A 25877-nucleotide genomic window follows, 5' to 3' on the forward strand; every position below is an offset into this window, starting at 1 on the left:
CGGTGAGCGCCATGCAGGAAGCCTTCAAGGTCCTGACCGGGTTTCTGGACGAGCAGTTCATCGCGCTTCTGCTCACCTGGCCGCGCATCCAGGCCTTCCTGCTCGCCTCGCAGATCCTCAACCCGACCGCGGTGCCGCGCCTCGCCCGCACCGCGGCGGTGCTCGCCCTATCGATCCACATCCTCCCGGTCAACCTCGACTACGCGGCCCGTTTCGACCGGACCGTGCCGAGCCTGGCCCTGCACTTCTTCAAGGAATTCGCGATCGGCTTCCTGCTCGGCACCCTGATCGGCTGGATCTTCTGGGTCGTCCAGGCCTCCGCGGCCCTCATCGACAACCAGCGCGGCGCCGCCATCGCGTCGAGCGTCGACCCGCTGCACGGCCACGAGACCTCGCCCCTCGGCATCCTCTTCGCCCAGGCCTTCCTGACCTACATGTTCATCACCGGCGCGGTGCTGCCGATCATCGGCATCCTGTACCAGTCCTACGTCGCCTGGCCGATCGACCGGGGCCTGCCGCTCTTCGGCGCCGAGTTCCCGCGCGCCATGCTGGCCATCTTCGACCACAGCATGCGGTTGATGTTCCTGCTCGCGGCGCCGATCGTCGCCGTCATGTTCATGGCCGAGTTCGCGCTCGCCATGGTCAGCCGCTTCGCCCCCCAGATCCAGGTCTTCGTCCTGGCGATGCCGATCAAGAGCGGCCTCGCGATCTTCATGCTCATCTTCTACTTCTCGATCCTGCTGCCCTACGCCGCCAAGGAATCCGAGCGCGGGCGCAGCTACATCCAGGGCTTCTATTCCCTGCTCGAGGGCGCCTGGGGGGTGAAGCCGCCGGCCGGGCCCCCGGAGGCCCCGCGATGAGCGAGGGCGGCGAGAAGACCGAGAGCCCGACACCCAAGAAGGTGCGCGACGCCCGCGCCAAGGGCCAGGTCGCGCGCAGCCAGGAGGTGGTGACGAGCGCCTCGCTGATCGCCGCGATCGCCTACATCTGGGTCGCCTGGAACTCGATCCTGGTGCGGCTCGTGGGGCTGATGGACCAGGTCGCGCTGCTGGCGACCGGCGACTTCCGCACCAACGGCTACAACGCCCTCTCGATCGCCTTCTGGGACGTGGTCGGCATCATGATGCCCCTGCTCGGCGTGGTGATCTTCGCCGGCGTGGCCGCGAACTACGCGCAGTTCGGATCGATCTTCGCGATGGAGAGCCTGATGCCCAGCCTGGACAAGATCAGTCCGGCGGCCGGCTTCAAGCGCATCTTCTCGATGAAGAACCTGGTGGAGAACCTGAAGTCGATCGCCAAGATCGTCTTCATGTCGATCCTGCTCTACATCGTCGTCCGCGACGCGATCGGGCCCTTCCTGGCCGCCCTGCCCTGCGGCATGACCTGCGTCATCAACGTCGCCGGCTGGACCTTCGACAAGGTGCTGCTCTACTCGGCCTTCGCGCTGATCGTCGTGGCCCTGATCGACCTCGTCTACCAGCGGCACGCCTACACCAAGAGCCTGATGATGTCGAAGGACGAGGTGAAGCGCGAATACAAGGAGAGCGAGGGCGACCCCCACATCAAGGGCAAGCGCAAGCAGCTCGCGCACGAGCTGATCATGAGCGATTCCGGCAAGGCCGCCCGCAAGGCGACCGCCGTCGTGGTCAACCCGACCCACCTCGCCATCGCCATCTCGTACCGGCCCGACGAGATGCCGCTGCCCATCGTGGTCGCCAAGGGGCGCATGCTGCACGCCCACTTCATCCGCACCGAAGCCGAGCGCGCCGGCGTTCCGGTCTTCCGAAACGTGCCGCTCGCCCGCATGCTCTACGCCGACGTCGAGGTCGAGCAGTATGTCCCCGAGGAGCTCTTCGACGCCGTCGCCGAGATCCTCGCCTGGGTGTCGCGCCACCGGGACACGCTCTACGGCGGACCGCTCGACCACGGCGTCATCGACATGGAGGCCGGCGACCACAGGCCCGGCGGCCCGGCCCCCGCCGACGGGCCGGCGCCCCCGCCGCCCCGGCGCCCTCCCCCGCCCGGCGCCATCGACGCGGCGCGCCTCGGGCCCGGCCCGGTCGTCCCGGACCTGCCCCAGCCGTGACGGCGCCCGCACCTGACGGCCGGCTGAGAACGGCCTGTGATGTTCGCGACACCGGCCCCCGGCCGCCTCGGCTAGGCTTTCGACCGGCCACCCGATCACGCCCGGCACGGAGGCTCGCCCGGTGAGTTCGATCGAGACCCTCCGCCAGTCCCTCGCGACCAGCAACGTCATCTCCCCCGTCGGCGCCGAGGTCATGTCCGAGGTCCGCGGCGACTGGCGCGGCCGGGAGGTCGCCCTCAGCGACTCCACCTCCAAGCTCAACGACGCCGCCGAGGAGATCGGCATGTCGGTGGCCCACCGGGCCGACAAGAAGACCCTCGGCCAGCGCCAGGTCCGCCAGGGCCAGGGCACCAACATCGACGCCCTGCAGCGGATCGCCGACTACCTCGACAAGCTCCCCAACATGCCGCGCGAGGATGCGCTGAAGCAGTTGGTCGAGCAGTTCAAGACCTTCGAGGAATTGCTCGAGAAGGGCCGCAGCGGCGGGGGGCAGCCGACCACGGAGGACGTGCTGGCCGCCCTGCAGCAGCTCGATCCGGACGTCACCCACCAGTTTGCCGCCCTCGAGGTGGCGCGCGAGTATTTCGAGACCGCCGGGGCCTCCGACGAGCTCCACGCGCTGCTGGACGCCGCCAAGGCCGAATTCGAGAAGGGCGACCTAGCGCGCGACGTGCGGGCCGGCTTCGCGGCCGCCAAGGCGGCCGACAGGGCCGCCGCCACCATGGAGACCGACCCCGGCGCGGTCCGCGACACCTATCGGTCCATGCTGCGCGAGCAGCCGAACCTCGGCACGCTGTTCGACGGCCTCCGCCGCTTCGACATCGACAAGAACTTCGCCGCCCTGGTCGATGCCTTCATGTCGGCCGCCGGAACCGATCTCGCATCCACCGGTCCCTCGAGCGATCCCGATTTCCTGCATGCGCTCCTGACCGAGCTCGGCAAGCTGAAGCGGATGCAGAGCGCCTTCGAGGGCACCCGGTCCCTCCTGTCGCAGACCGAGCGGCTGATGCCCCGTTCCGAGCGCGGCCTATCCAGCCCGGCCGAGATGACCAGCCGCCTCCTGAACTTCGCCGCCAAGGCCGCCGTGAACCTCGCCGACGCCCGCGGCCTCCTGGGCGGCTACGAGAAAGCCTCCCTCGGCAGCCAGGTCGTGCTCGCCAACGGGCTCCGGGGCCTGCACGGGGATCTGCCCGACGACGTGATGCCCTCGCTGCAGGCGCGCCAGCAGCAGGTCGCCACGCTCGGGACGCTGCTGAACCAGCTCGTCGGCGCCGAGGACGAGGAGTACGAGGCCGCCGAGGAGGACAAGGAGCGGGAGCGCGAGGAGGACGCCCGTCGGCCGTCCCGCAACAAGCACCAGCCGGAGAACCGCTGATGGCCGCCTATTCGCCGCGCGCCGCCGCCGCCGTGGAACGCTTCGCCGCCAGCGTCGGCCTCGCGCCGCGCCCCGCCCGCGACGGCACCGTCTCCTTCCTCATCGCCGGCGCCGGCCTGCTCACGCTGACCCCGGCCGAAGATGGAGACCGGCTCCTCGTCAGCCTGGCCTGGGCACCGGACCGCCCCCGCCCCGAGGACGAGCTGGCCCTGCTCGCCTGCGCCGGTCGCAACCCGTCGACCGGCCGCTACACCCATGCGGGCATCGCCCCCGACGACAGCTTCGTCCTGACGCTCGCCATCGAAGACGCCGAGGTAGACCTGCCGGCCCTCGACGAGACGCTGCGCGCCCTCACGGACCTGCGCGCCGGCTTCCCCTAACGCGAGCGTTCGGTCAGGGCCGCGCCCGTGCGGGGTTCTCCATGTTGCGCGGGTAGAGCTGCCCGTGCAGGAGGCGCGTGATCCCCTCGATCTGCGAGGTCTGCCGGATCACCCGCGGGGTGATCATGACGACCATCTCGACCCGCTGGACGTTGTCCGAGTTGGTCTTGAAGAGGTTGCCGACCAGCGGGACCGTGCGCAGGACCGGCACGCCGTCCTCGCCCTTCTCGGTGCGCTCCTGGATCAGCCCGCCGAGCAGCGCCGTATGCCCCGACTGCACCACCACGTCCGACTTGAGCTGGCGGTTGGAGATGACCGGCGTGGTGTTGCCGAGGAGCGCGCTGTTCTGCGCCTTGCTGACCGACTGGTTGACCGACAGGAGCACGCTGTTGTTGGAGCGGATCCGCGGCGTGACCTCCAGGATGATGCCCGTGTCCCGGACCTCGATCTCCTGGGTGACCGTCACGGTCCCGAGATTGTTGGACGACTGTGTGCGCGACGCGAAGGGAACCTGGTCGCCGATCTGCAGCCGGGCGGCGCTGCCGTCGACGACCGTGAGATAGGGCGAGGACAGGATCTTCACCGAGGTGATCGACTGCAGGGCGGTGATGACCGTGCCGGCCTTGATGTCGTCCCCGAGCGAAACCGTCGCGGCCACGATGCCGCCCGCCGTGCCGGGATCCCGGACATTCGGGTCGGCTGCCGACCGGACCAGCAGTCCCGCCCCGCGCAGGAACCACTGCACGCCGTACTGGAGCTTGTCGTTGATGTCGACCTCCAGCACGGTCGCCTCGATGACCACCTGCGACTGGGGCACGTCGAGCGCCTTCAGCACCTCGCGCACGCGCTTGAACATGGAATAGTTGGAATAGACCATGATCGTGTTGTTGCGGGTATCGGCCGCGATGCGGATGCCCAGCCCTCCGCCGGCGACCACGCCGGCCGAGCTCCCGCCGGAGCCCGGCGCCGTCCCGCCCCGGCCGCCGGGGCCGCTGCCGCCGGCGCCACCGGCCCCGCCCATCGCGAAGCCCGGAGCCGGCATGTCGCCACCGTCCTCGTCGCTTCCGCCGCCGGACTGTCCGGGCCGCACGGTCGGCATGGGACGGGCCGGCGCCTGGTTGCCCGCGCGGCCGCCGGACGCCCCGGCCTCCCCAGGGCCGCGCGCCGCCGCTAGGCCGCTGCGCCCCCCGCCCGCGGAGCCGTTGCCGCCGCCCAGGATGGCGGTGAGCTGCTCGGCGGTCTGTTCGGCGGACAGGTTCTCGAGCGGGATCACCCGCAGCGTCACGTCCTCGCCGAGGTCGCGGTCGATCTGCGCCGCGAGCGCCCTCACGCCGTCCATCAGCCGCCGGTCGCTGGCCCCGACCAGCAAGGCCTGCTGCGGCTCCAAGGGCAGGATGGTGACGCTTTCGGCCGCGCTGGCGATGCGGGCCCGGTAGAACTCGTTGAGCTGCAGCGCCACCTTGTCGGGCGCGCTGTGGGCGAGCGGGATGATGGCGACCCGATCCTCGGTGAGCCCGCCCGCCGAGACCACGTCGATCAGCTCGCCGAGCTTGTCGACGTCCATCTGCGGGCCGCGCACGAGCAGCGAATCGGGCGCGTTGGTCGGCAGGATCTGGACGTAGTCGGGCACGACCTGGCGCACGAAGCCGACGACCTCGTTGGCGCTGCCGCGGCGGATCTTGATGACCCGGGTCACCGCCTCGCCGCTGCGCCCGGCATTGCCGACCGCCTCCAGGCTGGCGATCAGCTCGGGCCGGCCGATGTGGTAGACGCCGTTCAGGTACTTCATGGTCAGGCCGTTCCGCGCGAGGATGTCGCGCACGACCTGCAGGACCTGGTTCTTGGGCAGCGGCTGCTCGGTGCGGAACGAGATCGAGCCCCCGAGCGACTCCGGCGCCACGTAGTTGACCCCGAGCGCGCCGGACAGCATCTGCTTCAGGAACTGGTCGATCGTGACCTTGTCGAAGTTGACGGTGACGCGCTCCCCACGGTCGTCGGGCTTGCCGCCGGCGTTGCGCAGGTCCGTGAGGTCGCGCCCCGTGGCGGCGCCGTCGTAGGCGTACTCGACCCGCATGGAGCCCACCCAGCCCACGACCGGCGCCTGGCTGGCCGGCGCCTTGTTGATCGCCGTGGTGTCGACCACCGGCCCCTTGCGGGCGGGCTCTCCGGTCCACAGTTTCGGCGAGCTGTCTCCGCCGAACAGCACCGCCCGCTGGTTCACCGCCGACAGGAAGCCCCCGTCGCAGTTGCCGTCGTTGACCCGGTCGTTGGTCTCGCTGTGATAGACCGAGCAGCTGTCGCCCGCGATGCTGCCGCATCCGGCCAGAACGAGGCAGAGCGCCAGGACGGGCCACACCGGGGCGGGGCCGCGCGGTTGCGCGGGCCGGGCTCGGGAGAGGGACCACTCGACTGAAGACATACGACCTGCCCCGACCCGCCACGCGGCGGTCTCCGACCGGGTTCTCGGCGGGCATCGCCGCCCTCTCGCCCCGGATACAGAAGTTGCGCTGCTTCTTTTTCTTGTCAGCTGATATTGCAGTTAGGTTCGAGCTGTATGCAAGGCGTCAGCTTGGGCTTGCGGCCCGGTCACGGCCGGCAGACCTGATAGCCGTACCGCCAGTAGCAGTTCGGTCCCCACCACGGCCGATAGGATCCCCAGTAGACGTCGTGCAGGAAGCGCCGCGGATTCGGCCGCACGGCGTAGGGCGGCAGCGGCTCGACGACGCGAACCTCCGCGGCCGGAGGCGGGGCGACCAGCACCGGTGGCCCCACCGGCCGCGCCCCGAGGTCGGCCGCCGCGGCCGGCACCGACCAGGCCACAATCGCCAGTAAAGCCAGGACCTGCCTCACGCCCCCTCCTCGACCGGCCGCCTTCTCTCGATCAGCGCGAGCTCTGCTTGAATTCAGGTTTTCGCATGGAACAGCCCGAGCGTGAAGTGACCGATCGGCAACAAAGGCCGGGCTCTCGGGACCGGGCCGACGGAGTGCCGGCGCGGGGCAGCGGCGGCGGGGTACCGGGACGGTCAATCCGTCGGGCAGCGGCGGCCGATCCGGTAGGCGACCAGCCGCGCGAGCAGCCGGTCGCGCTGGGCCTGGTCGATGCCGGCCATGGTCACGATCATCTCTTCATAAAACCTGTGGAAAGGCAGGATCGCCATCTCCACCGCCCTTCGCGCCGGCATGCAGCTGGCCATCGTGGCGGTGACCACGACCATGGCGGGCTCGCAGGAGTCCTTCAGCCGATCGGCCGCGTCCTCGATGCACCGCACGTAGCCGTCCATGGCGGCCTCCGCCGGACCTTCCTGCCCGGCGCCGCCCGTGGTGCCGGCGAGGACGAGGACAGCCGCCAGCAGGCCGGGAACGGCGACCCGCTTCTGCCGTGCCGGACGCTCCGACCTGTTCCCGTCAGCCATGGCATGCTGGTTCCTGCATGGATGCAGGATCATCGGCCGCGCGTCCCGCCCCGTCAACACCGCGAGCGCGGCCGGAACCCGCCCTGCGTCCCTCATCCGGACGACGTGTCGGCCTCCGCCCGGTCCGCCGCGCGCGGCGCGCCCTGGCACAGGCCGTCGACGAAGACGTCCAGGAGCCGCAGGACACTGTCCTGCCAGCCAGGCTGGGTGTGCATGTAGCACATGCCGACCAGCGCCCTCAGGAGGTCCTGGGGCCCGATGTCCGCGCGGATCCGGCCGGCCGCCACCGCCCGGTCGAGAAGGGCGCCGACCGCGGAGGCGAGCCGCTCCGCCGAGCAGACGGTCAGGCTGGAGGAGGCGTTGACGGTGAGTTCGAGCGCCGACGCCATGCCCTTCTTGGTGGCCACGAAGGCGACGTTGGAGCCGAGCCAGCGGCGCAGCGCCTTGACCGGGTCCGGCTCCGAACCGAGGCTCTCGGCGAGTTCCACGAGTTGCTCCACCTCGCGGCGGTAGACCGCCTCGAACAGCGCCTCGCGGGTCGGGAAATGGCGATAGAGCGTGCCGATTCCGACGCCGGCCCGGCGCGCCACCGCCTCGAGGCTCGCCTCGGCGCCGCCCGCGCTGAAGACCGCCTTGGCGGCCTCCAGCACGCGCTCCCGGTTGCGCGCCGCGTCCGAGCGTGGCCGCCGGGGTCTTGTGGTGAGGTCGCTCGTCATCGCGTCCGGCCGGTTTCGCCTCTTGCAAAACGGAGGCACCCTCCGTATAAGTGATTTCACGGTCGCTGGCGACCGCGCTCTCCGGCCCCGCGATCGGGCGCCGACGAACCCGACCTTTTCAGAGCCATCCGACGCGCGGCGCCGACCGGCCGCCGCGGGCCCCTTCGCGTCGAGCCACTCCACCCTAACACGATCGGAGCACGGCATGTCCCATTCCATCGTCCTCACCGTCAACGGCAGCCGCCGGGAGATCGATCTCGACGATCCGCGCATGACGCTCCTCGACCTCCTGCGCGAGCGCCTCGACCTCACGGGCACCAAGAAGGGCTGCGACCGCGGCCAGTGCGGAGCCTGCACGGTCCTGGTCGACGGCCGGCGCATCAACGCCTGCCTCGCCCTGGCGGTCAGCCTCGACGGCGCCGAGATCACCACCATCGAGGGCGTCGGCCGGGAGGGCGCGCTCGACCCGGTGCAGGCCGCCTTCATCGCCCACGACGCCTTCCAGTGCGGCTTCTGCACGCCCGGCCAGATCATGAGCGCCATCGGGCTCATCCGCGAGGGCCAGGCGGGCGCCGACCCGGAGCGGATCCGCGAGGCGATGAGCGGCAATCTCTGCCGCTGCGGCGCCTATGCGGGCATCACCGAGGCGATCCTGGAGGCCCAGGCCGCCCTCGCTGGCACCGACGCCCGGAGGTCCGCATGAACCGCTTCGACTACGTCCGCCCCGCCACCCTCGCCGAGGCCGTCGAGGCCGCCCGCGCCCCCGGCTCCGCCTACCTCGCCGCCGGCACCAACCTGCTCGACCTGATGAAGGGCGGCGTCGCGCGCCCCGCCCGCCTCGTCGACGTCACCCGCCTGCCCGGCCTTGACCGGGTCGAGACGATGCCCGACGGGGGCTTGCGCATCGGCGCGCTCGTCCGCAATGCCGACCTCGCCCACGATCCCGCCTTCGCCCGCACCTGTCCGGCGGTCGCCGAGGCACTGCTGTCGGGCGCCTCCGCCCAGCTCCGCAATGCCGCGACCGTCGGCGGCAACCTCCTGCAGCGCACCCGCTGTCCCTACTTCTACGATCCCGCCAGCGCCTGCAACCGCCGCGACCCGGGCACAGGTTGCGACGCGCGAGGCGGCGAGAACCGCCTGCACGCCGTGCTCGGCTGGTCCGACGCCTGCATCGCCACCCACCCGTCCGACTTCGCCGTCCCCCTCGTCGCCCTCGACGCGTCCGTCGAGGTCGAGGGGACGTCCGGCCGCCGCGAGATCCCGCTCGAGCAGCTCCACCGCCTTCCCGGCGACACGCCCGAGCGCGAGACCGTGCTGGAGCCGGGAGACCTGATCGTCGCCCTCCGCCTGCCGGCGGCGGCCCTCGGCTTCGCCGGCCACGCCCGCTACGTGAAGCTCCGGGAGCGCACCTCTTACGCCTTCGCGCTCGTCTCCGCCGCCGCCGCGCTGCGGCTGGACGGGGACCGGATCGTCGAAGCCCGCATCGCCCTGGGCGGCGTCGCCGCGAAGCCCTGGCGGGCCCGCGAGGCGGAGGCCGCCCTCCTCGGCGCGACGCCCGGCCGGGACGCCTTCCGCCGGGCCGCCGGCCTCGCCCTCGCCGAGGCCCACCCCTCCGGCGACAACGCCTTCAAGATCGAGCTGGCCCGCCGCGTGGCGGCCCGCGCCCTTGCCCTAGCGGCGGCCGGCACGCCCGAGCGCCTGCCCGCCCTGCCCGCCTCGCCCTTCGCCACCGCCCCGGGAGTGCTCCAGGATGCCTGACCTCCGTCTCACCGAGAACGCCCTGCACCAGCGCCACGGCTCGAACGTCGGCCAGCCGCTGACCCGCCGCGACGGCGTCCTGAAGGTCACCGGCGCCGCCCCATTCGCGGCCGACCACCGTCCGCCGGGCCTGCTCCATGCCGTGCTCGCCACGAGCACCGTCGCGCGCGGCCGCGTGGTCCGCCTCGACCGCGCGGCGGCGCTCGCCCATCCGGGCGTGGTGGAGGTCATGACCCCGGCGAACCGCCCGCCCCTCGCCATGGACCCCGACGCCAAGCTCAACCCCTTCATGTTCAGGATCGACGTCCTGCAGAACGACCGCGTGCGCTATGCCGGCCAGCCTATCGCGGTCGTGATCGCCGAGACGCTCGAGGCTGCGACCGAGGGGGCGGCCCTGCTCGCCCCGGACTACGAGGTCGAGCCCCCGCGCATCGGCCTCGACGCCGAGGCGCCGCACGTGCCGCCCGTGGTCGGCCCCGGCCATCCGGCCGAAGTCCGCCACGGCGACGTCGAGGCGGGCCTCGCCGCCGCCGCCCACCGGGTCGACCTGACCATCGAGACCCCGCCGCAGTATCACAATGCCATGGAGCCCCATGCGGTGGTCGCCGCCTGGGACGGCGACCGGCTGACCGTCGACACGCCGAGCCAGGGCCTCGGCATGGCGCGGATGCGGCTCGCTGGCCTCTTCGGCATCCCCCTCGACAACATCCTGATCCGCAGCCCCTTCCTGGGCGGCGGCTTCGGCTCCAAGGGCTTCCTGACCGGCCCGCAGATCCTCGGCGTGCTGGCGGCCCGCCTCGTCGGCAGGCCCGTGAAGCTGGTGCTGCGCCGAGAGCAGATGTACGGCCCGACCGGCCATCGCGCCCCGACGCGCCAGCGGCTCCGCATCGGCACCGACGCGGAGGGGCGGCTGACCGCGCTGGAACACCGGGCCAAGGTCGCGACCTCGAGCTTCGACGAGTTCTACGAGCCCGCCGCGGACGCCTCGCATGCGCTCTACGCGAGCCCCGCCATCGTGACCGCCCACGAGGGCGTCCGCAACGACACCGGCACGCCCCTCTTCATGCGCGCGCCCGGCGAGGCGACCGGCTCGATCGCGCTGGAGAGCGCCATCGACGAGGCCGCGGCGGCGGCCGGCATGGATCCGCTCGCCTTCCGGCTCGCCAACTACGCGGAGGTCGAGCCGATCACCGGCAAGCCCTTCTCGTCCAAGGCCCTGCGCGCCTGCTACGACCGCGGCGCCGAGGCCTTCGGCTGGGCCGGACGACCGCTCGAGCCCCGCTCGATGCGCGACCAGGACGGCTTCCTGGTCGGCTGGGGGGTCGGCACGGCGCTCTTCCCCGCGCTCATGTTCCAGGGCGAGGCCCGCGCCGTGATCGCCGCCGACGGCCGCGGCCGCATGGAGATCGGGGCGCACGACATGGGCCAGGGCGCCTGGACCGCGCTGGCCCAGGTCGCCGCCGACAGCCTCGGCCTCGACCTCGACGCGGTCGAGTTCCGGTCCGGCCGCTCCGACCTGCCCGATGCCGGCATCGCGGGCGGCTCCGCCCATACGGCCACGGCCGGCATGGCCATCCACAATGCCGGCGCGGCCGTCATCGCGCGGCTCGCCGACCTCGCGACGGCCGACGACCGCTCGCCCCTCTACGGCGCCGGCAACGCCGGGGTGGTCGCGCGCGGCGGACGCCTGCACCGGCGCGACGACGAGAGCCGCAGCGAGGCCTATGCCGAGATCCTCGCCCGCGCCGGCCTCGCCGAGATCGACGCCCGCGGCCAGGCCGCCATGGACCCCGCCGCCCAGGCCGCCTACGCCATGCACGCCCACGGGGCCGTCTTCGCGGAGGTCAAGGTCGATCCGGAGCTCGGGCAGGTCCGCTGCACGCGCCTCGTCGGTGCCTTCGCGGCGGGCCGGATCGTCAACCCGCGCCTCGCCCGCAGCCAGCTCCTCGGCGGCATGATCTGGGGCCTCGGCTTCGCGCTCCACGAGGAAGCCCTGACCGACCCGCGCACGGGCCGCATCGTGAACGCCAACCTGGCCGAATACCGCGTGCCCGTGAACGCCGACCTGCCCTACCTGGAGGCGCTGACGGTTCCCGAGGAGGACCGGATCGTCAACGCCCTCGGCATCAAGGGGGTCGGCGAGCTCGGCATCACCGGCTCGGCCGGCGCCATCGCCAACGCGATCCGCCACGCCACCGGCATCCGCCCGCGCCGCTTCCCCGTGCGGATCGAGGACCTGATCGGTCTTTGACACGGGCCCCACGGCGATCCGACCTTTCGGTCTGTCATTGCCGGGCTCGTCCCGGCAATCCACGCCACGAAGACCGAACGCGGTTCAAGGATGCCCGGGACAAGCCCGGGCATGACAGAAACGAAGGCCGTGCAAGGGGTTGAGACGTCATAGGCCGGGCACGAGACCGTCGTTCGGGCGCGGCCTCGCCCGCCCCGGGCATCAGCCGATCACGAAGTCGAACACCGCCTCCTGCGGCTCGACCCCTATACCCGCCCCGGTCGGGACCGTGTAGGCCCCGTCCGCGCAGGCCATGTCGCCGGTCACGAAGCGCAGGTTCTTGTCGAAGATCGAGTGCTGGTACTCGTGGTAGGGCACCTTCTTGAGCGCCGCCGTCGCCTGCAGGCTCGCCGCCATGAAGACGCCGATGCCGATCGCCGCATGCGGGATCGTGTCGACGTGGAAGGCATGCGCCATCCGGCCGATCTGCAGGAATTCGGTGACCCCCGTGTGCCCCATCTCGGGCTGGATCACGGACATGCAGCGCTTCTCGAAGCGCGGCCGGTACTCGAAGACGGTCCGCCACTCCTCGCCGAGCGCCAGCGGACAGCCGATGCCGCGCGCGACCGCCGCCTGGCCCTCGATGTCCTCCGGCTCCACGGGCGCCTCGGCGAAGGTGAGGTTGTGGGCCTCCAGCCGCCGGATCAGCCGGATCGCCTCCGCGGCGTTGAACTTCCAGTGCAGGTCGACCATCAGGTCCACCGTCGGCCCGACCGCCTCGCGCAGAGCCGCCATCTCGGCGAGGATGCCGTCGTCCGACATCGCCGCCGCGAACTTGATGCCCCGGAAGCCCTTGCCGACCCACTCCACCGCCAGGTCGCAGCGCTCCTGGAGCGTCGCCTTCGGCAGGCCGGAGACGTAGGCCGGGATGGTCGGATGCCGCGTGCCCCCGAGAAGGCTCGCGAGCGGCCGGCCGACCGCCTTGCCGAACAGGTCCCAGACCGCGATGTCGACCCCCGCCAGCGCATCCACGTAAAAGCCGCCGAAGAAGCCCCGCACGCGCATGAGGTCGTAGAGGTCCTCGTGCAGCACGACCGGGTCGCCGGGATCGCGCCCGCGCATGACCGGACCCAGCACGTCGTCGATGATGTGCTTCACCGCATGCGGCGCCACGATGCCGTAGGTCTCGCCCCAGCCGACCCGCCCGCTCTCGCCCGTGATCTTGATAAGCACAGACATGTCGGACGTCGGGTAGATCGAGCGGTTGCCCTTGCGGATCACGTAGCCCTTCTCGTTGACGGTCTCGCCCGGCCGGAGGGGGCCGAGATAGGGCACGTCGCGCGGGATCGAGACGATGAAGCTCTCGACCTTGGCGATGGCGTCAAGCGGCGGCATGGCGGGCCTTCGGGCTCGTGACGGGGTGGATGGCGAAGAGATCGGCCGCCTCGTCGACGAGCGCCTCGAGCTCCTCACCGTCGTGGGCGTCGAACCGCGGCCCCGCCGCCCGGGCGTGGGTCGACCGCAGGAGCCCGCGGGCGGCCAGCACCGCCTTGGTGAGCCGGACCCGGAACACGGCCTGGACGAGGAGGAGCGGCAGGCTCCGCGCATAGAGCCGCCGCGCGATCGCGCGGTCGCCCGCCCGGAAGGCCCTGACGAGCGCCACGTGGACGTCGGTCAGCTCGCTCGCCGGCATCGTCCCGGCCGCCCCGCGGGCCAGTTCGTCCATCACATAGCGCGCCCCCGCGCCGCCGAAGACCCCGTCGAGCCGGTCGCCAACCGCCGCGAGGAGCGCCGTCACGTGCTGCCCGCAGGGCAGCGTCTCCTCCTTGACGAAGCGGATCGCGGGCACCGCCCGGACGATCTCGGCCACCGCCTCGGGGGAGAGGCCGGCGCCCATCGGCTGCGGCGCGTTCTGCAGCATGATGGGAAGGTCAGTCGCGGCTGCGACGGCCGCATAGAAGGCGACGTGCTTGGCCACGTCCGGCCCGTTGCCGGCCGGCGCCATGATCATCGCCGCCCGTGCCCCGGCCCGTCGTCCCTCCTCGGCCCGCGCCGCCGCTCGCCCCGGGTCCGCGTCGCTCGCCCCCACGATCAGGGGCACCCGGCCGCCGACGAGGCGTCCCACCTCGGCGACGAGCAGGGCCCGCTCCTCCGGCGCCAGCGTCTCCACCTCGCTCGCCATGCCGGGATACACGACCCCGTCCGCCCCCGCCTCGAGCACGAAGGCGACGATCGGCCCGAGCGCCGCCGGGTCGATCGACCCGTCCTCGGCGAAGGGGGTCGGCAGGACGGGGAAGACCCCGGAGAGCTTGGTCATTTCACGGATCCCGCGGTGACGCCCTGGATGAACCAGCGCTGGAGGAACGCGAAGGCCACGACGATGGGGGCCGAGGCGACGATCGAGGCAGCCATGGCCCCGCCCCAGTCGGCGTTGACCTCGTTCAGGTAGGTCAGCAGCATGCCCGGCCCGATCGTCCGCTTGTCCTCGGAGACGATCAGGGTCATGGCGTAGAGGAGGTCGTTCCACGACCACATGAAGCCGTAGAGGAAGACGGTCACCACCGCCGGCACGCTGACCGGCAGGATGATGGTGTGGAAGATCCGGAGTTCGCTCGCCCCGTCCGCCCGCGCCGCCTCGATCATCTCGGACGGCACCTGGGTGAAGTAGGAGTAGAACATGTAGGTGGAGACCGGCAGCGCGAAGACGATGTAGCTGAAGACGAGCGCGATCCGGGTATCAATCAGCCCGAGCGACGTGACGATCGGGTAGAGGCTGATCAGCAGCAGGCCGAAGGGAAAGACCTGCGCGGAGAGCAGCATCACCATCACCAGGCGCCGTCCGGCATACTGGAACTTGGCGAAGGAATAGCCGGCGTAGATGGCGAGCGCCGTGTTGACGGAGGCCGACGAGAGCGAGACCGTCAGGCTGTTGCGGAGCTGCTCCGGCAGCCGCCCCTGGCCCAGCGCCGTGCGGAAATGGTCGAGCGTCGGCTCGTGCGGAAAGAGAGTCGGGACGATCCGGTAGAGCTCGCCATTCGCCTTGAAGGCGGAGATAACCAGCCAGTAGATCGGGAAGAACAGGTAGAGGGCGATCGCCCCGGCCACCGCCAGGAACACCGTGCGCGCCATCGGCGACGAAAGGTCGAGCATCAGGCGCCCCTCAGGAGATGGCGGAGGTAGAAGTAGGCGGCCGGCAGAATGGTGGCGACCCACAGGAGGCCGATCGCCGAGGCCATGCCGATGTCCCACTGGTCGAAGGCGCGGCGATAGACCTCGATCGACAGCACCGAGGTCGCCCGCACGGGCCCGCCGCCCGTCAGGGCGAAGATCGTGTCGAAATGCTGCAGGTTGCCGATCACCCCGAGCACCACGACGACCAGCAGCACCGGCCTGAGGTGCGGCAGGATGTGGTCGGTGAGGATCGCCCGGTTCCCCGCCCCGTCCACCCGCGCCGCCTCGATCTGTTCCTTGTCGAGGCTCTGCAGCCCGGCGAGGAAGAAGGACATGAAGAGCGGGATCGAGAACCACACCTTGGTCATCACGATCGCCGTCATGGCCCCGCTCGGCGTGGAGAGCCACGCGGTCGGATACGGGATCGCGCCCATCGAGAGGAGGAGCGCGTTGAGGACGCCGAAGCGGGAGTTGAAGATCCAGCCCCACACGAAGGCCGTCACCGTCGACGGCAGCACCCAGGGGATCAGCGAGAGCGCCCGGAGCGCCGCACGGCCCCGGAACGGCTGGTTCAGGATCAGCGCCCAGGCGAGCCCGAGCACGACCGACCCCGCCGTGGCGAAGACCACGTAGAGGGCGGTCGTCGCGAAGGCGCCGAGGATCTCGGGGGTCGCCAGGATGGTCCGGAAGTTGGCGAGCCCGACGAAGACCGGTTCCGGCGTCTGCAGGTCGTAGCGGGTGAAGCCGAGGCCGAGCGCCCTGAGGAACGGCGTCAGGATGACGATCGCGAAAGCCGTCAGCGCGGGCAGGAGGAAGAGCCACCCGGTCCGGCGCTCGGCCGCCTTCAGGCCGCCCCGCCGGGCCAGGGGAGAGATGCGGAGGGAGGTGCCGGCGACGAGGGTCACGGACGGTTGCTCGCTGTGGTTCGCTGAAGGCCGGGGGCGCGACGGGTCCCCGGACCGTGCCGGGGGCTCGGATCGTCAAGGCACGACCGTCCCGCCCAGGCATGCCCGTCGCGCGGTCGCGGTCGGGGCGGCGGGTCGTCGGAACGGGGCGGGCCGCCGCGCTGTCCGGCGGCCCGCCTCCGGGCCGTCACCCCTTCTTCGCCATGCTGGCTTCCATGCGGCTCGCCATCGAGCCGATGGCCTGGTCGGCCGTCTTCTGCCCGAGCAGGGCCGCCTGGACCTCCTCCGACAGGATCGTCGAGAGCTCCGGCGCATTCGACCAGACGCCGATCTCGTTGGTGAGCGGCGTGCCCGTCGCCTCCGCCCAGGCCTTGAAGAAGGGATCGTTCTGCACGATCGGCATCGCCTGCGCCGACTTGGTGGTCGGCAGCGCCGAGAGGGCCGGCGGGAAGGATCCCTGCGCCGCGTCGGAGAGCAGGTAGGCGAGCCACTTGACCCCCGGCGAGTCGGCCCCGGACACGGCCGGGCTCTTGAAGGCCGAGACCAGGTGGCCCCACTGGATCGAGCGCGGCGTGTCGCCGGCCTTCAGGACCGGGGTCTTCATCGGCAGCACGAAGGCGTCCGCGGCCTCGCCCTTGCCCGAGAAGGAGCGCACGAAGGCGCGCGTCTGCGGCGCGTCGATGTAGAAGGCCGCCGCCCCTTGCGCGAACAGCCGGCGCGAATCCGGCCGGTCGATCTCCGGCGCGATCAGCCGGTCCTTCATCATGCCGGCCATGAGCCCGAGCGCCGCCTTGGCCTCCGGGCTGTTGACCAGGACCTTGCCGGTCTCGTCGATGATCCGCCCGCCATGCGCCCAGACCATGATCATGAAGTCGAGCGGGATCGAATTCGGGTTCTTGGTGGCGGCCGCGAAGGGCACCGAGTTCGCCACCTTGTCGCGCACGGCCAGGCAGGCGGCGCGGAACTGGTCGATCGTCTGCGGCACGCCGACGCCCGCCTTCTCCAGCACCTCCTTGTTGGCGATCATGCCGATGGACCCGGTGATCAGCGGGATCGCGAAGGTTTTCCCGCCGACCTGCCCCATGGCCAGCACCTTCGGGTCCATGACGGCGAGGAGCTTGTCCCGGCCGATCGCCTCGTCGAGGTTCACGATCTCGGGGAGCTGCGCCATGGCGGGCAGCCACCGCTCGGAGAGCTGGGCGGTGGTCGGCAGCGTGCGCGAGCGCTGGCGCAGCAGGATGTTCTTCTGCACGTCGCCCCAGGCAGAGCCGATCGGCTCCACCGAGACGCCCGTCGCCGCCTTGCAGCCGTCGAGCAGCTTCTGCACCAGCGGCTTGTTGGGCTCCTCGGCGTAACTGAAGCTCATGAAGCTGACGCCGTCCCCCTGGGCCGCGGCTCCGCGGGTGAGCGCCATCGAGGCGGCGCCCGCGGCGAGAAGCCCGCCGAACTGCCGGCGCGAAATCGTGGTCATGGCATTGTCCTCCGGTTCAGGCCCGCGGGCGGCCTGGCACGTCTCTTTGCGCCGGGGCCCCGCGCCGCCCCGGTTTGAATGTCAAACGACGCCCCCGTCGACGACGTAGGTCTGGCCCGCGCAGCGCCGGCTCTCGTCGGAGGCGAGCCACAGTGCGAGCCGCGCCACGTCGCCGGCGTCGAGGTGTTCCTTGATGCACTGGCGGTCGAGGTAGCGGTCGAACTTGGCCGGGTCATCGGCCTTCGCCCGCGCGATCTGCTTCTCGGTCCAGATCATGCCGGGCGCGATGGAATTGACCCGGATCTTCAGGGGCCCGAGCTCGCGGGCGAGCGACTTGGTCAGCCCCATGATGGCCGACTTGCCCGTCGTGTAGGCGATCAGCCCCGCGGCGCCCATCATCCACGAGATCGAGCCCAGGTTGACGATCGACCCGCCGCCCGCCGCCGCCATGCCCGGCGCCACCGCCTTAGCGGCGAAGAACTGGTGGCGGACGTTCACGGCGAAGCGGTCGTCCCAGTAGTCCGGCGTGACCTGGTCCCAGGGCAGCCGCGCGTCGTCCCCGGCATTGTTGACGAGGACGCGGAACGCCCCCGTCTCCGCCGCGAGCGCCTGGATGGCGGCCTCCATGGCCCCGATGTCGCGCAAATCGACGACCGCGGTAGCGATCCGGCGGCCGGTCTGCGCCTCGATCTCGGCGCGGGTCCGCGCGAGCGTCTCGCCGTTGACGTCGATGCCGGCGACCCGCGCGCCCTGCCCGGCGAAATGCGCCGCGACGACCGAGCCGATGCCCGAGCCCGCGCCCGTGACCAGCACGGGCCGACCGTCGAGGTCCGGATAGCGCGCCCCGCCCGTCATGCCGCACTCGCCCGCTGGAGCCGGGGCGCCACGCGGCGGCCCTCGGCGTCGAAGAGATGGACCTGCGCCGGGTCGAGGCCGACATGCACCCGCTGGCCGGTCGACAGCGTGCCGTCGCCCGCCTTGCGCACGATGACCGGCGTCTCGACACCCTCCACCGCCACGTGGGCGTAGAGGTCCGATCCGAGATGCTCGACGAGCCGGGTGACGCCGGCGAGGCTCGTGCCGGTCGGCTGCTCCAGGATCGTCAGGTGCTCCGCCCTGACCCCCACGGACGCCGTCGCGCCCGCCGGCATTCCGGTGTCGACCGGCAGCACGATCCGGCCCGGCAGGACCGGCGCGCCGCCCGCGATCGTGGCCGGGATCAGGTTCATGCGCGGCGAGCCGATGAAGCCCGCCACGAACAGGTTGGCGGGCGCCCGATAGAGGTCGAGCGGCGTGCCCACCTGCTCGATGCGCCCCGCGTTGAGCACCACGATCTTGTCGGCGAGCGTCATCGCCTCGACCTGATCGTGGGTGACGTACACCATGGTGGTTCCGAGCCGTTGCTTCAGCGCCGCGATCTCGCCGCGCATGTCGACCCGGAGCGCCGCGTCGAGGTTCGACAAGGGCTCGTCGAAGAGAAAGATGCGCGGCTTGCGCACGATCGCCCGGCCGATGGCGACCCGCTGACGCTGGCCGCCGGAGAGCTGGCGCGGCTTGCGGTCGAGCAGACGATCGAGCCTCAGCACGGCCGCAGCCTCGCCGACCCGCCGGGCGATCTCGGCCTTGTCGGTGCCGGCGAGCTTGAGGGCGTAGCCCATGTTCTCCGCGACCGTCATGTGCGGATAGAGCGCGTAGCTCTGGAACACCATGGCGATGCCGCGCTTGGCCGGCGGCACGTCGTTCACCACCTCGCCCTCGAACGCGATGGTGCCGGCCGTCACCTCGTCGAGCCCGCAGATGAGCCTGAGCAGGGTCGACTTCCCGCAACCCGAGGGACCGACGAAAACGACGAACTCGCCGTTGCCGATCGCGAGGTCGATGCCGTGCAGCACGGGCGTCGTGCCGAAGCTCTTGGTGACGCCGGACAGCGCGATGGACGACATGGGCGGCCCTCAGCCGGCGAAGGGGGTTTCGGGGAGACCGCGCACGCCGGCCTGCACGGCGAAGACGCTGCCGGACAGCGGCGCCTCGGCGAGCTGCTGGGCGTTGAGCCGGATGCGCGCACTGGTGACGTAGAGCGTCGAGAGGTCCGGCCCGCCGAAGCAGCAGCTCGTCGGCCGCGGGACCGGCAGGTTGATCACCCGGTCGACCCTGCCGTCCGGGTCGTAGCGCGTGATGCACCAGCCGTCCCAATGAGCCGACCAGACGAAGCCCTCCGCGTCGACCGCGAGTCCGTCCGGCACGCCGGTCCCCGGGGCGACCTCGGCGAACAGGCGCCGGTTGGCGATCGTCCCCGTCTCCAGGTCGAAGTCGTAGACGTGGATGCGGCCGGCGCCGGTATCGGTGAAGTAGAAGCGCCGGTCGTCGGGACTCCAGCCGAGCCCGTTGGAGACGTGGAAGCCCTCGTCCATCCGGGTGCAGCGCCCGTCCGCGTCGAGCCGGTAGAGGCTGCCGTGGCCGGGTGTCGTGTCGATGGCGAGGGTGCCGGCCCAGAAGCGGCCGCGCCGGTCGCACTTGCCGTCGTTGAAGCGGTTGCCCGGCTTGCCGGCCTCCGGCGCCGCGATGGTGGTCACCTTGCCGAAGTCCGGGTCGACCGCCTTGAGGCCCGTCTGCATGGCGACCAGCCAGCCCCCGCGCCGCCGCGGCACGACCGCGCTGACGAGCTCGGGCATCGGGTGCGCCTGGAACGACCCGTCGGCCGGGTCGGCGACGATCACGGCCGGCGCCAGGATGTCCACGAAGGCGATCCGCCGCTCCGCCGGCAGCCAGGTCGGCCCCTCGCCCAGGAAGGCGGTGGTGGGCACCACGGAGGCGACGTCGCCGCGGTCGGGGCCGAGCGGACGGGGACTGGTCGTGATGGACATCGCCACCTGTCCGGCATTGCCCGAGATGCGCCGCGCCGCCGCCATGACGTCGCGCCCGAGCGCATGCAGGCGGTCGAGGCCGAGCCGGTAGGCCGGCCCGACGATGGCCACCGCGCCGATGGCCCTGGCCTTGTGGTCGAGGATCGCGGCGGCGACCGAGCTGACCCCGTCGTTCTGCTCCTCGAACGAGACCGCGTAGCCGCGCGCCTTGGTGAGGTCGAGGTGCTGGGCGAGGTCGGCGCGGTCCGTGATGGTGTTGGGGGTGAAGCGCCGGAGCGCGAGACGGTTGAGGAGCTGCTCGCGGATCAGCGGCTCCAGATGCGCCAGGATCGCCTTGCCGGCCCCGCTCGCATGGGCCGCTGCCCGGCCGCCGACCCCGTTGCCGAGCCGCACCGCCTGGTGCGCCTCGCGCTGGTCCACGTAGAGGATCTCGTCCCGGTCCAGGATGGCGAGCCGGACGGTCTCCCCGGCGAGGTCGCGCAGGCGCTCCAGCTCCGGCTCGGCGGCGCTGCGGAGGTCGAACTGATCCCACACCCGGTGCGCCATCTCGAAGAGGCGGAAGCCCAGGTGATAGCTCTGGTCGCGCTCGTCGACCCGGAGCAGGCCCGCCTCCACCAGGGTCGACAGCATGCGATGGGCCGTGGCCCGGGTGAGCCCGGCCCGCTCCGCGATCTCGGAGAAGCGCAGCCCCGCCTCGTCGGCCACGATGTCGAGCAGGGACAGGCCGCGCCGCAGGGCCTGCGCGCCGGGAATCTCCCGCCCCGCCGCGTCCTCGCCCCCCGGATCCACCACCGCCAGCCGCTTCACCGCCGCCTCCGTCTCCTTTGTGGAGTACCAATATGTGGACGCATGTTCCACGTCAAGCGCGAGCGCCCGGCACCGCAGCCGGAACTCCCACACCCTCCCGCATTCCCGGCCGGAGCGAAGCGGAGAGCCGGGATCCAGCGCCCTCCGCCGGCCGCGGCCCTCCGTCGTGCCGCCCGCGCCGGTCCGCGGATCTGCGGCGCGGTCCGGGAATGCGGGTCGAAAGGTCCGGGCCAAAGGAACCCCTTGGACCGGCCCCTCCGTCTTGACTCCACCCCCGCGCCGGAATTCATATGATGGACATGACATCCACGCCCCGTGACCCCGCTGCCGAGATCGCCCGGATCGACCACTGGCTCGTCCGCATGCCCTTCGCCGAGACGATCCACTGGGGGTCGGGGGCGCGGTCGGGCACCACGCGCCTCGTCGTCCGTCTGGAGACGCGCGACGGCGGCGTGGGCTGGGGCGAGACGATCTCGCTTCTCGACGCCGTTCCGGCCGTCTTCGCCCGCGCCGTCGCACCGCTCGCCGCGGGGATGAACGTGGCGGATGCCGAGAGGCTGCACCGCAAGGTCCTCGGCGCCGGCTACTACCACCACAAGCGGGCCGCCGTGATGGCGATCGCGGCACTCGAGATGGCCATGTGGGACGCGCTCGGCCGCCGCGCCGGCCTGCCCCTCCACGCCCTCTGGGGCGGGCTCTGGCGCGATCGGGTCGAGGCCTCCGGCTACATCTTCGTCTCCCGCCCGTCCGACGTCCGCGACGCCGCGAAGCGCTTCCTCGACGCCGGCTTCTCCACCTTCAAGATCAAGATCGGCGTCTCGATGGAGAGCGACGTGCCGCTCGTCGACGCGGTCCGCTCCGTCGTCGGCGAGCGCGACGTGCGTGCCGACGTCAACGGCGCCTGGACGCCCGGCACGGCGAAGCGCCAGCTCGCCCGCCTCGCGCCCTACAACCTCGCCTACGTGGAGCAGCCGCTCGAGCTGGACGACCTGCAGGGCCACGCCGACCTGCGCCGCGCGACCCCCGTCCCGATCGCCCTCGACGAGAGCGCCTATACCCTGTCGGACGTTGGCAACATCGTGCGCCTCGGCGCCGCCGACGTCGTCCTGCTCGACCCGCACGAGGCCGGCGGATGCTGGCAGGTGGTCAAGCAGGCGGCGATCTGCGAGGCGGTCGGCATTCCGGTGACGCTCCATTCCGGCGGCGAACTGGCCCTGTCGCAGGCCGCCTACGTGCACCTCGCCGCCGCGCTTCCCAACATGACCCTCGCCATCGACACCGAGCAGACCTACCTCGCCGGCGACATCGCCCCGAACGGCCCCCGGCTCGACCGCGGCGCCTTCCCGGTGCCGCAGGCACCCGGCCTCGGCGTCGACCCGGACGTCGGCCTCCTCGAGCGCTACCGGGTCGACGGCATCTCCGGCGCCTACCTGGACCCCGCCCGCCCGGACTGGTTCCCCGTCAAGCCGCTCTACTGAGCCGCCGCGCCGGAACGCCGGTCGACGAGGGCGTCAGGGCCCCCGGCGATCGGTCTCCCCGCCCGCCAGACCCGCGACGAACCAGCGACCGCTCAAGAAATAAACGAGCAGCGGGACCAGGCTGGTCAGCAGGGTGGCGGCCATCTGGATGTTGTAGAATTTCGAGCCGGATTCGGACTCGACCAGATGCGCCAGCTGCACCGTCATGGGCAGGTTGGCTCGCCCCGCGAAGGTGAGCGCGATCTGGTAGTCGTTCCACACGACCGTCACGGCGAGGATCGCCGCGACGCCCATCGCGGGCAGCGACACCGGCAGGACGATGCTGACGAGCAGTCGCCAGAACCCGGCACCGTCGACCCGGGCGGCATTGAAGAGCTCCGTCGAGACCGTGCGGAAATAGTTGAAGAACAGGAGCGTCATCAAGGGCATGTGGTAGATCACGTGGACCAGCACGGCCGCCGTCACGGAGTTGGACAACTTGGCGGCCGTGACCAGGCGGACGAGCGGGTAGACGATCACTTGGTAGGGGATGAAGGCGACCACGTAGGTCACGTTGAGCATGAGCGCCGATCCCCAGGGTCGCCAGAAGGCGAGCGCGTAGCCGTTCAGCACCCCGACCGCCACCATGGCGAGGACACTCGGTACAGCGAGCTTGACCGAGTTGACGAATCCCGGTTGCAGGCCCCGGCAGACGGCGCCCGTGCAGGCGCGCAGCCAGGCATCCGCCCAGGGCACGACGCTCGGCGCCGACGGCCAGTGGAACATGGTGCCGAGCCGGACCTCGTCCATCGGCTTCAGCGAGGTCGAGATCATCAGGTAGAGCGGCGTCGCGAAGAACACGAGGCAGACCACCAGCCACGCGGTGATCAGGAGGCGGCCGGTCCCGAGGCGTCGGGGCCTGCGCCCGGTCGGCTCCGCGACGACGATCCACCGGCCGACGACGGGGGCCGTCATCGGCCGAACCGCCGGCGCCCGGCGGACTTCAGGCTGCGCATGAAGAGGAGGGGCGAGACCACGATCGCCACGGTGGACAGCATCACGACGACGCCGGCGCTCGCCAGCCCGGCGCTCTGGCGCTCGAAGAGATAGTCCATGATGAAGCGCGCGGGCACGTCGGACGCGAAGCCCGGCCCCCCGTTGGTCATCGAGACGACGAGGTCGTGGAGCTTCACGACACCGACGGAGAGGATCATCATGCTGGTCACCCAGAACGGGCCGAGCGACGGGAACACGATGGAGACGTAGACGCGCCACGACGGAATGCCGTCGACGCGCGCCGCCCGCCAGATGTCCGGGTCGATGCTGCGCAGGCCCGCGAGCACGATCAGCATCACCACCCCGGCGCTGTGCCAGACGCCCGCGAGCGCCAGCGCGTAGATCACCGTGTGCGGATCCGAGAGCCAGCGGATCCCGGTGGCGGGCAGGCCGGCCGAACGCAGCAGGGAATCGATGCCGAAGGTCGGGTCGAGCGCCCAGCGCCAGACCACGCCGGTGACGATGAAGGAGGTCGCGAACGGATAGAGGACCAGCGCCCGCACGATGCCCTCGTGACGGACCCCGCGGTCGAGCGCCACCGCCAGCGACGTCCCCAGCGCCGTCGTGGCGACGACCGAGATGATGCCGTAGGCGGCGACGTTGCCGGTCGCCCTGAGCCAGCGCGTGTTGCCGAAGAGCTCCCGGTATTGCTCGAGCCCCACGAAGGTGAAGCTCGGCATCAGCCCCGTGTCGGTGAACGAGATGACCAGCGAATAGGCCGCGCTGCCGACCAGCCCGCCGAACAGCAGCAGCATGCCGGGCAGGATCGCCGCCTGCGCGATCCAGCGCGAGCGCACGCCACGCCGCCCGGCGCCGGTCGTCATCGGGGTCCGCCCGTCCCGGACACTCAGCGACCGTCCCTGGCGGCGACGGCGGCCTTGAGCTTGCCCGCGAAGGCCTCGATGCTCTCGTCTTCGTTGGCCCAGAACTCGACCACCGCGTCCTGGACCGCCCCGATCCGGCGCGGGTCCATGGTCAGCGACGGGTCCTTGACGGTCCGCGCCGGGTCGGCGAGGCCCTCGCCGGCGCTCTCCATGCAACCGTTGAGCGTCGATCGGTCGGCGTCCCGCCGCGTCGGAAACCCGCCGTAGGCTTCGACGAACAGGGCCTGGACCTCCGGGTCCATGACGGTCGCCGCGAAGCGGTTCTGCGCCTCGCGCTGCGCCTCGCTCTCCGGCCGGCCGTACATGAACCCGTTCGGGCCGAGGATCGCGACGCCGCCGAGGTTGGCGCATTCCACGTCCTCGCCGGGCAGCTTGCCGGCGGTGATGAAGGGCTGCAGCGCGAAGGTGCCGTACACCAGCGCGCCGGCGCGCCCCGAGGCCACCATCATGGCGGCGTCCTGCCAGACCCGCGAGGTGCGCCCCGGATCCGTGAAGGGCTTCAGCCGGCGCAAAGCCTCGGCCACCCTTCTGAACTCCGGCCGGTCGAAGGCGCGGGGGTCGTGCTCGACGAAGATCGACTGGTAGAGCGGCCGTCCTCCCAATCCCGCCACGAGGTTGTGGAAGGTCTGGAAGAGCTGCACCGGCGCATCCGTGAAGGCGAGCGGAACCACGCCGCCGAGCCCGCGGATGCGCTGAAGGACGACGAAGAACTCATCCCAGGTCTGAGGCGTCTCCGCCCCCGCGCGCTTCAGGATGGCCTTGTTCAGGAAAGCGACGTTGTGGATGCCGAGGATGATGGGCGTGAAGATCACCCGCCCGTCCGCGCCGGTCATCTCCTCCCAGATCTCCGGGGCCACCTTGTCCTTCCAGTCCCGCCAGCCCGGCGGACCGACCGACGCCGTCAGGCCGCGTTCGGTCAGTTCCCGGAACAGGAGCTTGGAATGGACGAACATGACCGCCGCGGGCTCGCCGGTCGCGGCCCTGTGGACCATGGCGGCCCGGGCGGCGGGCCCCGTCGCGAAGGCGTTGTCCACCCAGCGGACGCCCCGTTCCTTCAGGGCGTCGACGAGGACCTGCACGGCCGGCTGCTGGGACTGGGCCGACATGTTGTGGATCACTTCGATCTTCAGCCCGTCTGCCGCGGGGACACGCGAGATCGAAAGCAGGAACGCGGCTGTGAACGCCAGCTTTCCAGCGCCTTGCATCGACAATTTTCCTCCCGGATGTCTTCTCGGCCGGCACGGATCTCCAAGTCGGTACGGTCCCGGACTCTTGAGGAATCCAGCACGCGCCCGTCGATCGGA

The 25877-nt window shown here is 71.4% G+C and carries 23 protein-coding genes; 8 read left to right on the top strand and 15 right to left on the bottom strand.

Annotation, left to right across the window (positions count from 1 at the left end):
* Window positions 1-11 precede the first annotated feature (11 nt).
* From sctT to WBG79_RS19860, 4 genes are all read left to right on the top strand, one after another.
* Window positions 12-860 carry a type III secretion system export apparatus subunit SctT gene (gene sctT, locus WBG79_RS19845; RefSeq protein WP_337358954.1) on the top strand — a complete coding sequence of 283 codons (849 nt, stop codon included), beginning with the start codon at window positions 12-14 and terminating at the stop codon, window positions 858-860.
* Window positions 857-2086, top strand: coding sequence for a type III secretion system export apparatus subunit SctU (gene sctU, locus WBG79_RS19850; protein WP_337358955.1), 1230 nt, complete (start codon window positions 857-859; stop codon window positions 2084-2086). Before sctT ends, sctU begins: the two co-directional genes overlap by 4 nt.
* Window positions 2087-2207: 121 nt before the next feature.
* Window positions 2208-3461 carry an HrpJ domain-containing protein gene (locus tag WBG79_RS19855; protein ID WP_337358956.1) on the top strand — a complete coding sequence of 418 codons (1254 nt, stop codon included), beginning with the start codon at window positions 2208-2210 and terminating at the stop codon, window positions 3459-3461.
* Complete coding sequence (locus WBG79_RS19860) at window positions 3461-3841, top strand: CesT family type III secretion system chaperone (RefSeq protein WP_337358957.1); 381 nt, start codon at window positions 3461-3463, stop codon at window positions 3839-3841. Before WBG79_RS19855 ends, WBG79_RS19860 begins: the two co-directional genes overlap by 1 nt.
* Window positions 3842-3854: 13 nt before the next feature.
* Here the strand turns inward: WBG79_RS19860 and gspD are convergent, their stop codons facing one another.
* The 4 genes from gspD to WBG79_RS19880 form a co-directional block, all read right to left on the bottom strand.
* Window positions 3855-6260, bottom strand: a complete 2406-nt coding sequence (gene gspD / locus WBG79_RS19865; RefSeq protein ID WP_337358958.1) for a type II secretion system secretin GspD — start codon at window positions 6258-6260, stop codon at window positions 3855-3857.
* A 167-nt stretch (window positions 6261-6427) separates the two neighbouring features.
* Complete coding sequence (locus WBG79_RS19870) at window positions 6428-6691, bottom strand: hypothetical protein (protein WP_337358959.1); 264 nt, start codon at window positions 6689-6691, stop codon at window positions 6428-6430.
* A 173-nt stretch (window positions 6692-6864) separates the two neighbouring features.
* Entirely contained in the window at window positions 6865-7254 is a 390-nt protein-coding gene (locus tag WBG79_RS19875; protein WP_337358960.1) for a hypothetical protein, read from the bottom strand.
* Window positions 7255-7346: 92 nt separating this feature from the next.
* A complete protein-coding gene (locus WBG79_RS19880) occupies window positions 7347-7970 on the bottom strand; it encodes a TetR/AcrR family transcriptional regulator (protein ID WP_337358961.1) in 624 nt (207 codons plus the stop codon).
* 205 nt (window positions 7971-8175) lie between these two features.
* On the opposite strand from WBG79_RS19880, the gene WBG79_RS19885 reads away from it, so the two are divergent.
* From WBG79_RS19885 to WBG79_RS19895, 3 genes are read left to right on the top strand one after another with little or no spacing between them, the layout of a single operon-like run.
* Window positions 8176-8673, top strand: coding sequence for a (2Fe-2S)-binding protein (locus WBG79_RS19885; RefSeq protein ID WP_337358962.1), 498 nt, complete (start codon window positions 8176-8178; stop codon window positions 8671-8673).
* The gene (locus WBG79_RS19890) at window positions 8670-9728 is read left to right on the top strand and encodes an FAD binding domain-containing protein (RefSeq protein WP_337358963.1); all 1059 of its coding nucleotides are present in this window, start codon (window positions 8670-8672) and stop codon (window positions 9726-9728) included. The genes WBG79_RS19885 and WBG79_RS19890 overlap by 4 nt, the downstream gene beginning before the upstream one ends.
* Entirely contained in the window at window positions 9721-11979 is a 2259-nt protein-coding gene (locus tag WBG79_RS19895) for a xanthine dehydrogenase family protein molybdopterin-binding subunit (RefSeq protein ID WP_337358964.1), read from the top strand. The genes WBG79_RS19890 and WBG79_RS19895 overlap by 8 nt, the downstream gene beginning before the upstream one ends.
* Before the next feature lie 201 nt (window positions 11980-12180).
* Here the strand turns inward: WBG79_RS19895 and WBG79_RS19900 are convergent, their stop codons facing one another.
* From WBG79_RS19900 to WBG79_RS19935, 8 genes are all read right to left on the bottom strand, one after another.
* Window positions 12181-13353 (bottom strand): mandelate racemase/muconate lactonizing enzyme family protein, encoded by a 1173-nt coding sequence (locus WBG79_RS19900; RefSeq protein WP_337358965.1) that lies wholly within the window; start codon window positions 13351-13353, stop codon window positions 12181-12183.
* Window positions 13340-14275 carry a dihydrodipicolinate synthase family protein gene (locus WBG79_RS19905; RefSeq protein WP_337358966.1) on the bottom strand — a complete coding sequence of 312 codons (936 nt, stop codon included), beginning with the start codon at window positions 14273-14275 and terminating at the stop codon, window positions 13340-13342. Before WBG79_RS19905 ends, WBG79_RS19900 begins: the two co-directional genes overlap by 14 nt.
* Entirely contained in the window at window positions 14272-15108 is an 837-nt protein-coding gene (locus WBG79_RS19910) for a carbohydrate ABC transporter permease (protein WP_337358967.1), read from the bottom strand. The genes WBG79_RS19905 and WBG79_RS19910 overlap by 4 nt, the downstream gene beginning before the upstream one ends.
* Window positions 15108-16034 carry a carbohydrate ABC transporter permease gene (locus WBG79_RS19915; RefSeq protein ID WP_337358968.1) on the bottom strand — a complete coding sequence of 309 codons (927 nt, stop codon included), beginning with the start codon at window positions 16032-16034 and terminating at the stop codon, window positions 15108-15110. The genes WBG79_RS19910 and WBG79_RS19915 overlap by 1 nt, the downstream gene beginning before the upstream one ends.
* Window positions 16035-16221: 187 nt before the next feature.
* A complete protein-coding gene (locus WBG79_RS19920) occupies window positions 16222-17505 on the bottom strand; it encodes an ABC transporter substrate-binding protein (RefSeq protein WP_337358969.1) in 1284 nt (427 codons plus the stop codon).
* Window positions 17506-17586: 81 nt separating this feature from the next.
* Complete coding sequence (locus tag WBG79_RS19925; RefSeq protein ID WP_337358970.1) at window positions 17587-18360, bottom strand: SDR family NAD(P)-dependent oxidoreductase; 774 nt, start codon at window positions 18358-18360, stop codon at window positions 17587-17589.
* Window positions 18357-19448, bottom strand: coding sequence for an ABC transporter ATP-binding protein (locus WBG79_RS19930; RefSeq protein WP_337358971.1), 1092 nt, complete (start codon window positions 19446-19448; stop codon window positions 18357-18359). Before WBG79_RS19930 ends, WBG79_RS19925 begins: the two co-directional genes overlap by 4 nt.
* Window positions 19449-19457: 9 nt before the next feature.
* Window positions 19458-21176: an SMP-30/gluconolactonase/LRE family protein gene (locus tag WBG79_RS19935; RefSeq protein WP_337358972.1), complete on the bottom strand. Its 1719-nt coding sequence runs from the start codon at window positions 21174-21176 to the stop codon at window positions 19458-19460.
* A gap of 293 nt (window positions 21177-21469) precedes the next feature.
* On the opposite strand from WBG79_RS19935, the gene WBG79_RS19940 reads away from it, so the two are divergent.
* Window positions 21470-22654, top strand: coding sequence for a mandelate racemase/muconate lactonizing enzyme family protein (locus tag WBG79_RS19940; protein WP_337358973.1), 1185 nt, complete (start codon window positions 21470-21472; stop codon window positions 22652-22654).
* Window positions 22655-22687: 33 nt separating this feature from the next.
* On the opposite strand, the gene WBG79_RS19945 is transcribed toward WBG79_RS19940, so the two are convergent.
* Genes WBG79_RS19945 through WBG79_RS19955 form a run of 3 tightly spaced genes read right to left on the bottom strand, consistent with a single transcriptional unit; the run spans window position 22688 to window position 25778 of the window.
* Entirely contained in the window at window positions 22688-23608 is a 921-nt protein-coding gene (locus WBG79_RS19945) for a carbohydrate ABC transporter permease (RefSeq protein WP_337358974.1), read from the bottom strand.
* Window positions 23605-24513: a carbohydrate ABC transporter permease gene (locus WBG79_RS19950; RefSeq protein WP_337358975.1), complete on the bottom strand. Its 909-nt coding sequence runs from the start codon at window positions 24511-24513 to the stop codon at window positions 23605-23607. The genes WBG79_RS19945 and WBG79_RS19950 overlap by 4 nt, the downstream gene beginning before the upstream one ends.
* Window positions 24514-24536: 23 nt before the next feature.
* Entirely contained in the window at window positions 24537-25778 is a 1242-nt protein-coding gene (locus tag WBG79_RS19955; protein ID WP_337358976.1) for an ABC transporter substrate-binding protein, read from the bottom strand.
* Window positions 25779-25877 lie beyond the last annotated feature (99 nt).

The organism is Prosthecomicrobium sp. N25 (assembly GCF_037203705.1).
In the GTDB taxonomy this organism is placed as follows: domain Bacteria; phylum Pseudomonadota; class Alphaproteobacteria; order Rhizobiales; family Ancalomicrobiaceae; genus Prosthecodimorpha.

What these genes read in the sequence shown, in the direction of transcription:
- sctT (WP_337358954.1), top strand. Translation starts at nt 12, where the DNA reads ATGCAGGAAGCCTTCAAGGTCCTGACCGGGTTTCTGGACGAGCAGTTC.
- WBG79_RS19895 (WP_337358964.1), top strand. Translation starts at nt 9,721, where the DNA reads ATGCCTGACCTCCGTCTCACCGAGAACGCCCTGCACCAGCGCCACGGC.
- WBG79_RS19945 (WP_337358974.1), bottom strand. Translation starts at nt 23,608, where the DNA reads ATGACGGCCCCCGTCGTCGGCCGGTGGATCGTCGTCGCGGAGCCGACC.
- WBG79_RS19925 (WP_337358970.1), bottom strand. Translation starts at nt 18,360, where the DNA reads ATGACGGGCGGGGCGCGCTATCCGGACCTCGACGGTCGGCCCGTGCTG.
- gspD (WP_337358958.1), bottom strand. Translation starts at nt 6,260, where the DNA reads ATGTCTTCAGTCGAGTGGTCCCTCTCCCGAGCCCGGCCCGCGCAACCG.
- WBG79_RS19890 (WP_337358963.1), top strand. Translation starts at nt 8,670, where the DNA reads ATGAACCGCTTCGACTACGTCCGCCCCGCCACCCTCGCCGAGGCCGTC.
- WBG79_RS19910 (WP_337358967.1), bottom strand. Translation starts at nt 15,108, where the DNA reads ATGCTCGACCTTTCGTCGCCGATGGCGCGCACGGTGTTCCTGGCGGTG.
- WBG79_RS19860 (WP_337358957.1), top strand. Translation starts at nt 3,461, where the DNA reads ATGGCCGCCTATTCGCCGCGCGCCGCCGCCGCCGTGGAACGCTTCGCC.
- WBG79_RS19955 (WP_337358976.1), bottom strand. Translation starts at nt 25,778, where the DNA reads ATGCAAGGCGCTGGAAAGCTGGCGTTCACAGCCGCGTTCCTGCTTTCG.
- WBG79_RS19880 (WP_337358961.1), bottom strand. Translation starts at nt 7,970, where the DNA reads ATGACGAGCGACCTCACCACAAGACCCCGGCGGCCACGCTCGGACGCG.
- WBG79_RS19930 (WP_337358971.1), bottom strand. Translation starts at nt 19,448, where the DNA reads ATGTCGTCCATCGCGCTGTCCGGCGTCACCAAGAGCTTCGGCACGACG.
- WBG79_RS19940 (WP_337358973.1), top strand. Translation starts at nt 21,470, where the DNA reads ATGGACATGACATCCACGCCCCGTGACCCCGCTGCCGAGATCGCCCGG.
- WBG79_RS19900 (WP_337358965.1), bottom strand. Translation starts at nt 13,353, where the DNA reads ATGCCGCCGCTTGACGCCATCGCCAAGGTCGAGAGCTTCATCGTCTCG.
- WBG79_RS19920 (WP_337358969.1), bottom strand. Translation starts at nt 17,505, where the DNA reads ATGACCACGATTTCGCGCCGGCAGTTCGGCGGGCTTCTCGCCGCGGGC.
- WBG79_RS19885 (WP_337358962.1), top strand. Translation starts at nt 8,176, where the DNA reads ATGTCCCATTCCATCGTCCTCACCGTCAACGGCAGCCGCCGGGAGATC.
- WBG79_RS19905 (WP_337358966.1), bottom strand. Translation starts at nt 14,275, where the DNA reads ATGACCAAGCTCTCCGGGGTCTTCCCCGTCCTGCCGACCCCCTTCGCC.
- sctU (WP_337358955.1), top strand. Translation starts at nt 857, where the DNA reads ATGAGCGAGGGCGGCGAGAAGACCGAGAGCCCGACACCCAAGAAGGTG.
- WBG79_RS19950 (WP_337358975.1), bottom strand. Translation starts at nt 24,513, where the DNA reads ATGACGACCGGCGCCGGGCGGCGTGGCGTGCGCTCGCGCTGGATCGCG.
- WBG79_RS19875 (WP_337358960.1), bottom strand. Translation starts at nt 7,254, where the DNA reads ATGGCTGACGGGAACAGGTCGGAGCGTCCGGCACGGCAGAAGCGGGTC.